General features: G+C 42.8%; 14 protein-coding genes. 11 read left to right on the forward strand and 3 right to left on the reverse strand.

From position 1 onward, the window contains the following. Positions 1-113 precede the first annotated feature (113 nt). The 5 genes from K339_RS0106410 (at position 114) to kdsA (ending at position 5,030) form a co-directional block, all read left to right on the forward strand. On the forward strand, positions 114-1,352 hold the full coding sequence (locus tag K339_RS0106410) for a M16 family metallopeptidase (protein WP_028522877.1): 1,239 nt from the start codon (positions 114-116) through the stop codon (positions 1,350-1,352). Between the two features lie 8 nt (positions 1,353-1,360). Beyond that, positions 1,361-1,840: a 2-C-methyl-D-erythritol 2,4-cyclodiphosphate synthase gene (gene ispF / locus K339_RS0106415; RefSeq protein WP_028522878.1), complete on the forward strand. Its 480-nt coding sequence runs from the start codon at positions 1,361-1,363 to the stop codon at positions 1,838-1,840. Between the two features lie 23 nt (positions 1,841-1,863). Then, entirely contained in the window at positions 1,864-2,994 is a 1,131-nt protein-coding gene (locus K339_RS0106420) for an amidohydrolase family protein (protein ID WP_028522879.1), read from the forward strand. Positions 2,995-3,032: 38 nt separating this feature from the next. Beyond that, complete coding sequence (locus K339_RS0106425) at positions 3,033-3,941, forward strand: AAA family ATPase (protein ID WP_028522880.1); 909 nt, start codon at positions 3,033-3,035, stop codon at positions 3,939-3,941. Between the two features lie 237 nt (positions 3,942-4,178). Beyond that, on the forward strand, positions 4,179-5,030 hold the full coding sequence (gene kdsA, locus K339_RS0106430) for a 3-deoxy-8-phosphooctulonate synthase (RefSeq protein ID WP_028522881.1): 852 nt from the start codon (positions 4,179-4,181) through the stop codon (positions 5,028-5,030). Between the two features lie 60 nt (positions 5,031-5,090). Here kdsA and K339_RS32730 read toward each other — a convergent pair whose 3' ends face one another. Both K339_RS32730 and K339_RS0106440 read right to left on the reverse strand, forming a co-directional pair. Further along, a complete protein-coding gene (locus K339_RS32730) occupies positions 5,091-5,633 on the reverse strand; it encodes a nuclear transport factor 2 family protein (protein ID WP_051397837.1) in 543 nt (180 codons plus the stop codon). A gap of 153 nt (positions 5,634-5,786) precedes the next feature. Further along, positions 5,787-6,689: a helix-turn-helix transcriptional regulator gene (locus K339_RS0106440; protein WP_028522882.1), complete on the reverse strand. Its 903-nt coding sequence runs from the start codon at positions 6,687-6,689 to the stop codon at positions 5,787-5,789. Positions 6,690-6,793: 104 nt separating this feature from the next. Between K339_RS0106440 and K339_RS0106445 the strand changes: the two genes are divergently transcribed. Continuing rightward, positions 6,794-7,150 (forward strand): DUF983 domain-containing protein, encoded by a 357-nt coding sequence (locus K339_RS0106445; RefSeq protein WP_028522883.1) that lies wholly within the window; start codon positions 6,794-6,796, stop codon positions 7,148-7,150. 4 nt (positions 7,151-7,154) lie between these two features. Here the strand turns inward: K339_RS0106445 and K339_RS0106450 are convergent, their stop codons facing one another. Continuing rightward, entirely contained in the window at positions 7,155-8,186 is a 1,032-nt protein-coding gene (locus K339_RS0106450; protein WP_028522884.1) for an RluA family pseudouridine synthase, read from the reverse strand. 83 nt (positions 8,187-8,269) lie between these two features. Between K339_RS0106450 and K339_RS0106455 the strand changes: the two genes are divergently transcribed. From K339_RS0106455 to K339_RS0106470, 5 genes are all read left to right on the forward strand, one after another. Continuing rightward, a complete protein-coding gene (locus tag K339_RS0106455) occupies positions 8,270-9,232 on the forward strand; it encodes a DUF8428 domain-containing protein (protein WP_028522885.1) in 963 nt (320 codons plus the stop codon). A gap of 129 nt (positions 9,233-9,361) precedes the next feature. Next, complete coding sequence (infC, locus tag K339_RS32735) at positions 9,362-9,916, forward strand: translation initiation factor IF-3 (protein ID WP_051397838.1); 555 nt, start codon at positions 9,362-9,364, stop codon at positions 9,914-9,916. Positions 9,917-9,988: 72 nt separating this feature from the next. Next, positions 9,989-12,538: a serine hydrolase gene (locus tag K339_RS0106465; RefSeq protein WP_028522886.1), complete on the forward strand. Its 2,550-nt coding sequence runs from the start codon at positions 9,989-9,991 to the stop codon at positions 12,536-12,538. 222 nt (positions 12,539-12,760) lie between these two features. Next, complete coding sequence (locus K339_RS38160; protein WP_445508778.1) at positions 12,761-12,952, forward strand: DUF3592 domain-containing protein; 192 nt, start codon at positions 12,761-12,763, stop codon at positions 12,950-12,952. Positions 12,953-13,369: 417 nt separating this feature from the next. Continuing rightward, positions 13,370-13,636: transposase (locus K339_RS0106470; RefSeq protein ID WP_028522887.1), on the forward strand; the 267-nt coding region annotated here is incomplete at its 3' end.

The following is a 13,636-nucleotide window of genomic DNA, read 5'->3' on the forward strand; positions in this document are numbered from 1 at the left end:
TAGAAAATGCTATTTTTGGGCGTTGGGTTAGAAACCTTTCGCTTTGGTTCTAACGTTAGACAACCAACAAAGAGTTTATTAACTTCTGTTTTTTTGATAGATAATTATTTTCAATGATTCACTACGACCATTTTACCCTTGACAACGGGCTCAAAGTATTTGTCCACGAAGATCATACAACTGCTTTGGCCGCTGTAAATATTCTCTACAATGTGGGTTCTCGCGATGAAGAGGAAAAACGAACTGGTTTTGCCCATTTGTTTGAACATTTAATGTTTGGGGGGTCGAAAAATATTCCGTCCTACGACGAACCTCTTCAAATGGTGGGCGGCGAAAACAACGCGTTCACCTCTGCTGATATTACCAATTATTACATCACCCTACCCGCTGTCAATCTTGAAACCGCTTTTTGGTTGGAATCTGACCGAATGATGAGTTTATCTTTTGATCCAAAAGTACTCGAAATTCAACAAAAAGTGGTGGTGGAAGAGTTTAAACAGCGTTATTTGAACCAACCTTACGGGGATGTATGGCTGAAACTTCGGCCGTTGGCTTACCAAGTGCATCCGTATCGTTGGGCTACGATTGGCAAAGAAATTAGCCACATCGAAGATGCTACGATGGACGATGTCAAAGCGTTTTTCTACAAATATTATTTGCCAAACAATGCCATCATGGTTGTGGCAGGGGATGTCACTGTTCCACAAGTGAAAGCATTGACCGAAAAATGGTTTGGTTCTATTCCTGCGGGTGAGCAATACGTACGCAATTTACCCTTGGAACCCGTTCAAACGGCTCCTAGGTTTCTGGAAACCGAAGCCAAAGTGCCTCTAAATGCGCTGTATAAAACGTACCACATTCCAGGGCGTTTTGAGGACGACTTTTACACGGCAGATTTATTAAGTGATATTTTAGGAAGAGGAAAATCGGCGCGTTTGTACCAAAAACTACTGAAAGAAAGACAGGTATTTTCAAATATCAACGCCTACAATACCTCGTCAGTTGACCCAGGTTTGTTAGTAATTCAAGGTAATCTCAACACTGGAGTGACTTTGGACGAAGCCAATGCCGCCGTGGAGGAAGTGTTGCAGGAGTTGGTGGAGGTTGCGTTGGATGAGAAAGAATTGGCAAAAGTGAAAAACCAAGCGGAGTCAACGTTGGCGTTTTCGGAAGTTGAATTACTCAACCGTGCCATGAACTTGGCCTATGCCGCCAGCGCTGGGAATCCTGATTTAGTCAATCAAGAAGCGGCTAAAATTCAGGCAGTAACGGCCAAAGACATTCAAGAAATGGCCCAGAAAGTGCTTTCTAAAAACAATTGTTCAACGATGTATTACCGCGCAGTAAACTAAAAAAACGTATGAAATATAGAATTGGACAAGGCTACGACGTGCATCAATTGGAAGAAGGGCGTGATTTTTGGTTGGGTGGTATTAAAATTTCCCATACTCACGGAGCCAAAGGTCACTCAGATGCCGACGTAGTTTGTCACGTACTTTGCGATGCCCTGCTTGGTGCAGCCAATATGCGCAATATTGGTTACCATTTCTCAGACAAAGATCCCCAATGGAAAGGCGTAGATAGCAAGCTGTTGCTGGCGAAAGTCATGGAAATGATTCGGGAAAAAGGCTACGAAGTTGGAAATGTTGACGTGACCGTTGTACTTCAAGAACCCAAACTCAATCCGCACATTCCGACGATGAAGGAATGTCTTTCGAAGGTAATGGCCATTGACATCGAGGATATTTCCATCAAAGCCACGACTTCTGAGCATTTGGGTTTTGTTGGCAAAAAAGAAGGCATCGCGGCTCATTGTGTTGCATTGATTTATAAGCAATAATTGTTTAAATCCTTTAATTTAACATGAAAAAACACTTCACCTTTCTGTATTTATTGGGATCACTTACCGCCGTGGCTCAAACCAACGGAGGACAGATTGAGCAACCTCTGGGCTTTGAAGAGTACGACCCCGTCTCGACGCTGAAAGTATCAGAACATAAGCTTACCCGCTCTAAATACCCTTTTATCGACATTCACAACCACCAATACAGCATGTCAAACCAAGATTTGTCAAAATTGGTGGCAGATATGGATGCGTTGAATATGGGCGTAATGGTCAATTTGAGCGGGCGTGGATGGTCGCAGCAATGGGAAGAAGGGACAACGACCATCAAGGGGATGCTTGACAACGTAAAAAAGAACTATCCCAAGCGTTTTATGGTGTTCACTAACCCCGAACTAAAAGGCGTGGGTTCGCCTGGCTACGGTGAGAGAGCTGCCAAACAAGTTGAGGAAGATGTGAAAGCGGGAGCGGTTGGGATGAAAGTATATAAAAGTTTGGGTTTCAGTGGAATAAAAGATACCGATGGAAAACGCGTTGCGGTAAGTGACCCACGACTAGACCCTATATGGGCAAAGTGCGGTGAACTTGGTATCCCCGTCATTATTCACACAGCCGACCCCAAATCGTTTTGGGATCCCCTCGATCGTTATAACGAACGTTGGTTGGAGCTTAAAACCCACGCAGGACGCAAGCGTGGTAACAATGACCCCGTTCCGTTTGATTCATTGATGAAAGAACAACATGCTGTTTTTGCTCGTCACCCCAAAACCAAGTTTATCAACGCCCACATGGGTTGGTATCCTAATGATTTGCGAAAACTAGATAGCTTGATGACTCGTTTTCCCAATATGTACGTTGAAATTGGTGCTGTTATCGCCGAATTAGGGCGTCAACCCCGTGCAGCCAAGCAGTTTTTTGTGAAATGGCAGGATAAAATTCTTTTTGGAAAAGACAGCTGGGTACCATCTGAGTATGCTACTTATTTCCGAGTGTTAGAAACAGAAGATGAATATTTTCCTTACCACAAAAAATACCATGCTTTTTGGCGGATGTACGGAATGGGGCTGCCCGACGAAGTGCTGAAAAAGGTGTATTACAAAAATGCCATCAAACTCATCCCTGCGATAGATAAATCTCAGTTCCCTGACTAAAATTCGATACTCTGCACTCAAAAATTCGACACTCGACCATGTCCCAAACCCTTGCCTCCGTCCAGACTTTGCTCCAATCTCGGGGATATATTGCGGATGAATACGTCGCAATGTCGGTATATTTAGCCATGAAACTCCGCAAACCTTTACTGATTGAAGGGCCAGCGGGGGTCGGCAAAACGGAGATTGCGAAGGTGATGGCGCAGGCACTGGAAACAGAACTGATTCGTTTACAATGTTACGAAGGACTAGATGCAAACCATGCTATTTACGAGTGGAATTACCAACATCAGTTGTTGTATTTGAAAATGGGGGAGCAGTCCACCGTTCAGAGTCCGTTGACCACCGAATCTATTGAGCAAACTATTTTTAGTGAAAAATTTTTGTTGAAACGTCCCTTGCTAAAAGCGCTGACGCAACCGAAAGCACCTGTACTTTTGATTGATGAAGTAGATCGAGCCGACGAAGAATTTGAAAGTTTTTTACTCGAAATGCTGTCGGATTGGCAAATTACCATTCCTGAAATTGGTACAATAAAGGCGACGCATATTCCGCACGTGATTTTGACAGGAAACCGTACCCGCGAACTTTCGGAGGCACTTCGGCGTCGGTGTTTGTATTTGTGGATTGATTACCCACCGTTTGAAAAAGAACTGGCCATTGTTAAATCAAAGGTAGAGCAGATTGACGCAACGCTTGCACGTCAGATAATCGCGTTTATGCAAGAACTTCGTCAGCAGCGACTTAACAAAGTGCCAGGCATTGCCGAAACCCTCGATTGGGCCGAAGCATTAGCAGGAATGCACATCCAACACCTCGAAAAATCGTTGGTGGAGTCAACCCTTGGCGTAGTGCTAAAAGATTGGCAAGATATTCGTCAGACCCAGTTAAGTTTGTCGGAGCTTTTTGAGAAAGTAGGAATCAAGTCGAAGTGGGAGGATGCTTAGGTGTTGTTTAACCCGATAAAATCGCCCATTTTTGTGCGTAAAATTTGCGATTGTCATGCAACTTTCATTAAAGTTTTACCCGCAGATTGGCGCCGATTGAGAGCCGCAGATAACGCAGACTAATGGGTTTATGAAGTCCTTCTCAGCGTTAATCTGCGTTTTGATTATTCTGCGGACTTCTGCGGGTGAAACAAATGAAATTATTTACTTAACAATGTACTGAATCAATTATAAAAAATGCAAAAGAAAATCGTTCGCGTAGGCGATATTGAGTGCGGAACCGACGAGTTGTTCTTGATTTCGGGGCCATGTGTCATTGAAGACGAGAAAATTATGATGACCGTGGCGGAACGTTTGAAAGAAATTTCGGAACGTTTGGGAATCAAAATCATTTACAAGTCTTCGTTTATGAAAGACAACCGCAGTAGCCTAGACTACTACATGGGGCCAGGACTGGAGGAAGGTATGCGTATTTTGGCAAAAGTGAAGGAGCAATTTGGCTTCACGCTTTTGACTGACGTACACTATCCCGAACAATGTGCTCCAGTGGCCGAAGTGGTTGATGTACTTCAAATCCCTGCGTATTTGTGTATGCAAACGACCCTCGTGGTGGCTGCTGCCAAAACAGGTAAAGTGGTGAATTTGAAGCATGGTCAGTTCTTAGCACCTGAGAACATGAAACACCCCGTTAAAAAAATCGAAGATAGCGGCAATGACCAAATTATCTTGACGGAACGTGGTTATACGTTTGGTTACAACGATTTGATTGTTGACCCTCGCAGTTTCTACCACATGAATAAAACGGGTTACCCAGTGGTTTTTGACGTCACCCACGCCATTCGTAAATATGGTATTCCGTCGAAAGACAGCAAAGGAGGCGCGCGTGAGTATTTACCCGTATTGGCACGTGCAGGCGTGGCCGCAGGGGTAGATGGTCTTTTTGTAGAAGCACATACTTGCCCATCGGAAGCACTTTGCGATGCTGCTAGTCAATTGGATATTAACTATTTAGAGGAATTTTTGAAGCCGCTTATTGAGCTTCACAACGTAGAAGTAAAATACCGTGCTTCAGCCCAAGAATTAGGCTAATAAAGCCAAACCTCACAGGTAGCTATGTCAGGTAGAAACCTGTGAGGTTGAATAAACCACCTAATCGGCGGTGATGCTGTCCATCGGGATAGTTTGGTTTCTATCCCACAACGCCGTGACATTCACAATTTTCCATTTTCCGTCTTGTTTTTCCATAATACGGGTTTCGGTGCTGTGAATAAAATGCTTCATTTTCTTGTCGGCATTGTACTGGTGCCAAATTAAATAAGCGACATTGTCGCCGAAAAACTTTACAATCATTCCTTTGCGAATCACTTTCGGGTTATTGCTCCCGCCTTGGCCTACTTTATTGTCTTCAATATATCGCCCGATTTTATCGTCCACTTCATTCCAGCCGATTTTGGGGTCAAAAGCACCGCTTGCATCACTCCAAACTTGAAAGGCATAATTGGCTTGAATGAAATTTTCTTTCCAACAATTGTAGTCACCGTTAAAAAAACAGTTCGTTTCGTTTTCAATCGTTTGCATAATCGCTTTTTTCTCTTTTTCCTCGTCTAGGTTTGAAGTAGCCTTGCTATCGGCAGTTTGACATGAAGAAAAAGCACACAAAAACAGGAGGAGAGCGTACATGACAGTTTTCATAATTTTGGAAGAGTTTAGATGAAAGAAAATGAATTTACCTTCGCTTCTAACAGGGTGTGTACGAAAACTTTACCGTCAATTGATAGGTTGAACTTCTGTTTAATTATTCATTTTTCCTAATAAAATACAATATATTTTTGAAATAGTTATTTTTTAGAAAAGACTCACTCGCTCTGATGCTCTTTCGGAGGCCAAACGAAGCTGAAATTGTTTGGGTGTTTCACCCACTTCTTTCTTAAATAGCCGAACAAAATAGGAGTAATCTTCATAGCCTAAATAATCGGCAACGGCATTCACTGAAGTGTCGCTGTGGACCAGCATTCGTTTGGCTTCGATAATAATGCGGGTCAAAATCAATTTTCCTGTACTTTGATTGAGGCTTTGCTGACAGATCCTATTTAGGTGGCGGGTGGTCATGTTCATGGCATCCGCGTATTCTTTTGGAAGTTTTAAAGTCCTGAAATTTTCTTCAATCAATTTTTCCAATTTTTTGATTTGAACGTAATTGTGAGAATAATAATCGCCTACAGGGCGATTGTCAGTATAAAACCGCGCCAATTCGATGTAAAGTACGTCTATCAGCGAAATAAGTTTTTGGGATTTGAACGGACGTTCGTGCTGTGATTCCTCATAAATCCATTGAAAAATAGGGGAGAGGATAGCTTGCTCTACCGATGAAAGATAGACAACGGGATAGTTGGTTTGCAGGTAAAAAAAAGGGAAATCGCTTATTTTTCGGGTTAAAAAAGCATTGTTATAAAAATCTTCGGTATGAAAAACGACAAACCCGTCGGCATCATCTGACAAATTCCAACAATGCACTTGGCCAGGAGTTAGTAAAAACAAGCTGCCAGGTTGTACGGGATAGGTTTGGAAATCAATTTCGTGCGTGCCTTCGCCAGAAGTAAAAAAAACGGTTATGTACGTGCTGTGTTTGTGGGGGTGATTGACAAATTGGTGGGTAGCTAGGTGTTTTTTTAGGTTATTGACATACAACACCTTTGAGAGGTCTGCTTCGGTAAATTCGGTGATGCCATAAATAGGAATATCTTTCATGTTTATTTCAATGATGTCTGTATTGTCCTATTTTTTGCTACAAAAGTAAACCAAATATTTCTGCCTTTGACCGTATTTTTGTATTTCAAAAAACAAATACAACCATGTCACTCATTCACGTCGTTCAAAATAAGTGCCCCAAATGCCACCAAGGTCAGGTTTTTTCAACCAACAACTTACTTACATTTCGCCCTGCAACGATGAAAGAAAGTTGTGCGCATTGCGGGCATAACTTCAGTAAAGAACCTGGGTTTTATTGGGGTGCTATGTACGTTAGTTATGCCCTTGCTACCTTCGAAATGGCCGTCGTTTATGCCATTTGCATCCTGATATTTAAGTTTGATGCCTTGGCCATTTCCAACCTAATAGCGAGTATCGTTGTCGTTTTGGGGTTATTTCCGTTCAATTTCAGAATGGCGCGCTTACTCTGGCTTTATTTGTTTTCGGGTGTTGTGGAATAAAGGGCTATTGATTGGCGTATTTGTCCCATTTTTCCAGCACTGTCCTAAAATCCTCTGGCAATTCGGACTCAAACTGTAACCATTGTTTGGTACGAGGATGGACAAAGCCCAGCGATTTGGCGTGAAGCGCCTGACGAGGCAAAATTTGCAGACAATTATCGACAAAAGCTCGGTAGCTTCCGCTCGTTGTTCCGCGCAAGATTTTATCGCCGCCATAAACAGGATCACCGAAAAGTGGATGGCCCAAAAATTGAAAATGCGCCCTGATTTGGTGCGTTCGCCCCGTTTCTAATTTGCATTTGATGAGCGATACATATTTATAGGTAGCAAGTACTTCGTAGTGGGTAACGGCGTGTTTGCCCTGACTTCCATCGGTATAAACGGCCATTACTTTTCGATCGCGGGCACTTCGGCCAATGTGCCCCACAATTGTCCCTTTATCTTCTTTGGGAATCCCCCAAATGATGGCATAATACGTACGCTCGGTGGTGTGTTCAAAAAACTGTCGGGCCACGTGAGCCATCGCATATTCGGTTTTGGCAATGACCAACAGCCCCGACGTGTCTTTGTCGATTCGGTGGATCAGGCCAGGACGCGCTTCTCCGTTTCGCCCCGTAGGCAAATTTTCAAAGTGATATAAAAGTGCATTGACCACTGTGCCGTTCCAATTGCCGTAAGCAGGATGTACGACCATCCCTGCTGGTTTGTTAAGTACCAGTACTTCGGGGTCTTCGTAAGTGATTGAGAGGGGAATATTCTCAGCCAAAATCTCCGTAATTCTCGGTGGATGCGGCATCGCAACCGTTATAATATCAAACGGTTTTACTTTATAGCTTGACTTTACAGGTTTATCATTAACTTTGACCGATTCAGTCTCAATCGCATTTTGAAGCTTAGTCCGTGTGACTCCCGAAAGATGATGTTTGAGGTAGTGGTCGATGCGCATCAAGGTCTGACCTTTATCGGCCACAATGCGGTGATGTTCGTAATATTCTTCTTCCTCGTCTTCGTTGGGGGGGAGCTGATTTTCTGACATTGAATTTTTTGTTATTTTTCGCAATAAATTCCCAAGGCTCACGTTTCTTGGGCGGTAACTACTCTAACTAATTAACAAACATTATGGACTACAATCAAGGACAAAAGAATGACCGCAAAAGCCTGCTCCTTGCTGCACTAGCGATTTTAGCGCTGCTCAACGTGGTGTTAATTTATTTTTTCTACAAAGAACGGGAAAAGAATAAAGAACAAGAAACGGTGATTGCGGCAAAAACGGAAGAAGTCGTGGCTACCAAAATGAAACTTGACTCAATTTCAGCTCAACTAGACCTGAAAATTGCTGAAATTCAGCAGTTAGGAGGACAAGTGGATTCATTGATTACGTTGAAACAACAACTTGACCGCGATCGGGCTGCGTTGAAAAATTCGGCAACAGCGGCCTCGGTAGATGTGTCAAAATACAAACAAAAAATTGCCAACTACGAAGCAATTTTGGCCCAAAAAGACCAAGATATTGCCAAGTTGAAAGAAGAGTTGGGTATTGTAACCGCTCAGAATCAGGAACTTTCGACCAAAGTGTCGGGGCTTGAGGGCGAAAAAGCAAACTTACAACGTACGTTTGAAGATTCGGTGGGTAATTTGAGTACCAAAAACAAAGAACTCGCTGATAAAGTAACGATTGCCTCTGCGTTGAAAGCCGAAAAAATAGAAGTAAACGCGGTTTCTTCAAAAGGCAAAGAACGCGACGGTGGAAGCTACCGCGCAAAACGTATCGACAAGTTGAAAGTAGATTTTGATTTGGCGGGTAACCCAATTGCGAAAAACGGAAACCGTGACGTTTATTTGAGAATCCTTGATCCTGAAGGAGCAGTTATGGCAGACATGGCGACGGGTTCGGGTACGTTTTTGTACAGCGGCCGCGAGACTGTATATACCGCAAAACAAGCACTAAACTACAGCAATGATGGTTCACAAGGGTCTATCATTTACTCAAGAGCAGGCGTTCCGTTGAAAAAAGGCGAACACACGATTGAGTTGTACTGTGAAGGTTTTCGCATCGGTACTACGACTTTCAAAGTCAAATAAGCTGGAAGTTTCGCAAGAAATTTTAACTTTGCACTAAATTTTAAACTTTTTTCACCAAATTTTTGTAGAAAATTCAACTATTCGTTAGTTTTCGCATCAAACACAAGATTACCATAATTTAATTATTGAATGGCTCAACAACAACGCAGACCTTTTCGCCCAGTAAGACAAGAAGAACCGTACCGTATTAATGAACGTATCCGTGTACCACAAGTGCGGATGGTTGGAGAAAATGTTCCACAAGGAATTTTTGACATCCAACAAGCACTTAAAATGGCGGAGGAACAAAACTTAGACTTGGTAGAAATTTCGCCTAATGCTGTTCCACCTGTTTGTAAGGTCATTGATTACTCAAAATTCAAGTACGAGCAAAAGAAAAAGCAAAAGGAAATCAAAGCCAATGCTCAGAAAGTTGTGATTAAAGAAATTCGCTTTAGTCCAACGACTGATGATCATGATTACGATTTTAAATTGAAACATGCCCTTAACTTCCTCAAAGAAGGAGCCAAAGTAAAAGCGTATGTGCAATTCTCTGGTCGTGAGATTGTATTTAAAGACCAAGGATATAAACTCCTTGAGCGCTTTGCCAAGGCATTGGAAGAGGTGGGGAAAGTAGAACTTGAACCAAAATTGGAAGGTAAACGCATGAGTATGATTTTGACACCGAAGGCGTTGAAAAAGTAGTTGCGTATCATCTATAACTTTAAAAAGCGTGAGTCCATTTCGGTCTCACGCTTTTTTTATAACTGATCAAAAATGGCTTCGTACAGCACACTTCATCAATGGGCTCGTAAGGCTTGCTGGTTATGCCTTGCCTTGACTGCTCTGGGTACTGCAATGGCCCAACCCAATGCTCAAAAACTCGCTACCCTCGACTCCTCTTTCACCTTACTCCATCAACGTGGCATGTTGAATGGTACATTTTTGGTGGCTAAAGAAGGAAAAACGGTGTATAAAAAAGCGTTTGGAACAGTAGCGGCCAATGCTACTCAATCCTTAACAACGGCCTCCGCCTTCAACCTAGCTTCGGTGTCAAAGCAGTTTACGAGCATGATGGTGATGATACTCAAAGAAGAAGGAAAGCTCCAATACGATGATAAGGTAAAACAGCACCTGCCTGATTTTCCCTACGATACCATCACGATTCGGCATTTGTTGAACCACACCCACGGGTTGCCCGAGTACTTTGATTTGGCAACGCAGTACAATACCACACTTGATACTTTAACAAATGAAGGTGTGTTAAAATTGCTCAAAAACCACCGTCCGCCGTTGCAATTTCAACCCAATTCCCAATTTTCGTACTGCAATACGGGGTATATTTTGTTGGCCAGCTTAATTGAAAAGTTGACTGCAGAACCCATTCAGCGCTATTTTGAACGGAAAATTGTGCAACCTTTGGGATTAAAAAATACTTACATCTACACCCTTACCATGCCCCAATCACCCGAAAATAGGGTGTATGGCTCCAAACGAGTAAATGGGAAATATGTGGCAAATGATTTGATACGTTTAGACGGAGTTTGGGGGGATGGAAATGTGTATTCTTCTGTCGAAGATTTGTTGATTTGGGATCAGGCATTATTGACCGAAAAACTGATTAAAAAAGCTACGCTGCAAGATGCTTTTAAGCCTGCCAAACTTAACGATGGCTCGTTTTCGTGGTATGGCTTTGGGTGGGGGCTGGATAAAGATGGGACGAAAGTTTCCCATACGGGAGGCTGGGTTGGTTTTCAAACGATTATTGAACGGCACCTAGCGCAGCAATGGACGTTTATTGCCCTCACGAGTTCGGAAGATGGAACGGCGATTCGGGTAGCACAACAGGTTTTAGAAGGAAAAGCTGCCAAACTTCCTACGACCGAACTTATTACCAACGCCAAAATAGTAGATGGAACGGGTATCGCTTCTTATGCGGGTGCCGTTCGTATCAAAAATAACCGTATTTGGGAAATCGGTGATTTGCAGCCTTTTGTGGGAGAGAAAGTGGTCAATGCCAACGGATTGGTGTTAGCGCCTGGGTTTATCGACGCCCACAGCCACCATTTTGGAGGATTGGAAAACCGCCCTGATGCCGAAGCCTTGGTGAGCCAGGGAATTACGACCATTGTGATTGGACAAGACGGAAGTAGCTACCCGATTGACACCCTGCAAAAACGAATGAAGCAACAGCCCGTGGCTGTCAACGTGGCAACATATACAGGACACTCGACCCTACGGGCCAAAGCGATGGGGGCGAAAAGCTTGTTCCGAACCGCTAAAACAGACGAAATTGAAAAAATGAAGCTCGACCTCAAAGCCGAAATGGAAAAAGGTTCGTTGGGGTTGGCGACGGGCTTGGAATATGAATCTGCATTTTTCTCCAACCGTGATGAGGTGCTGCAATTGGCCAAAGTTGCTGCCAAAGCGGGCGGAAGATACATGAGCCACATTCGCAGCGAAGACATTGGGTTTGATGAGGCGTTGGACGAAATCATTGATATTGGACGGCAAACCAAAATGCCCGTCCAGATTTCTCACATCAAAATAGCCAAACGCGACCAGTGGGGGCGTTCGCGGGAAGTATTGGGGACATTGCAAAAAGCGCGAGCGCAAGGAATTAATATCACAGCCGACTGTTATCCCTACGATTTTTGGAATTCGACCTTGCGGGTGTTGTTTCCAAAACGAGACTATACCAACGCCGAAAGTGCCGAATTTGCCGTTAACCAATTGTTTGACCCCTCTGGTTCAGTATTGGTGAGGTATGCCCCCAACGCCGCGTACGTGGGTAAAACGATTTCAGAAATTGCCGCCATCCGAAAAGAAACAACATCTAAAACGCTCATGGGGCTGATTGCGGAAGCGGCAGATTTCGATGAAAAAAATCCTGATTTTAAGGGAAGTACCGAAACGATAATGGGTAAGTCAATGAGCGAGAGCGACGTGGCTAATTTCCTCGCTTGGCCGTTTACGGCGATTTGTTCTGACGGTGGTTGGGGTGGACACCCGCGCGGATACGGGGCGTTTACTCGGGTGTTGGGAAATTATGTTCGTGACAAAAAACTCATGCCCCTAGAAACGGCGATTCAGAAAATGACTTCCTTGACGGCAGAAAATCTAGGACTTCGGCAAAGAGGACTCATTCAGCCTGCTTTTTATGCCGACTTGGTATTGTTTGACCCAAATCGAGTCAATGGCAATGCGTCCATTCAAAACCCAACGGCGTTGTCTTCGGGCATCGAACGGGTTTGGGTAAATGGAGAAGAAGTGTATCACGCCCAAAAATCGACGGGTAAGCGGTCGGGGGTGTTTGTTGGGAGGTAACTAATTTTACCTCGCTTTTGAACATGCTTTAGTAGTAACCAGCCCAACCCAACCAAAGATGAAATCAAGAAAAGAACAGACTACTAATAAAAATATATTTTCTTTAACATTTTACTTTAACTTGCTAGTCGTACTACTGGTTATCCTATTTACTTTTTAGTAAAGAGTGGTATAAGAAGGTATCAATTATCAAACGAAAGTAAACTAATAAAGGCTGTCATTATAAATGAAGAAAACTATGTAGGACATAGCCCTGTTGAGCATCGTTTTTATTATTCCTATGAATTTTTCATTGACGGTAAATCATACAGGGGTAACTCTAAAATCACACGCTATAAAGTTGGGGATAGTGTTGATGTCAGATATTCTGTTTCAAACCCTTCTTTCAACGAAATAATAAAAAGTACTGAATAGGGATAGATATTGGGCTTTTACAAGATTTAATACTACCTAGAGAACCATCTTGACAACACCTGCGTAGTAATGAATGGTTAGTAGAACTACTACAGCGGAATAATTATTACGGGTTTGGGTTAGCCACTGGTGCCGTAGATAGGCATTAATTGGCCCGCTGGCTGATAAATATCAGCATGTCACACCATAGCTTATGTCTTTAATAATCCAAATATTTTGTGATGCAAAATACGGTAATAATAAAATGAGAAAAGTTGCCAAATTGTCAAACAACCGATACAAAAATATTTCTATCATTGTATCGGTCATTTAGTGTATCAATCTATCTAAGTTATTAAAAACCAGTTGATAAGGTGGAATCTAGCCCGCTAAAAAGTTGGACACAAATTAGGGTATAACTTTTAAATTTGTGATTCAATGGGAAAGCATCAAAAATCATGGAGCCAGGAGGAAAAACTGACCATAGTGAATTACTACAAAGAACACGGAGCTGCTAAGACATCTAAGGAGTTTAACGTCTCGAGTGCAAACATTTATAACTGGGTTTCCCAGTACGAAAAAGGAGGTTTTTCAAGCCCATCCAGCGTTAGTAACTCTGATAAAGACAAAGAGATTCTTCGCCTTCAGCGAGAGATTCAAGCTTATAAAGAGATAATCGCTGAAAAAGAATTGTCACTTAGAATC

The organism is Runella limosa DSM 17973, from assembly GCF_000482465.1.
Lineage (GTDB): Bacteria > Bacteroidota > Bacteroidia > Cytophagales > Spirosomataceae > Runella > Runella limosa.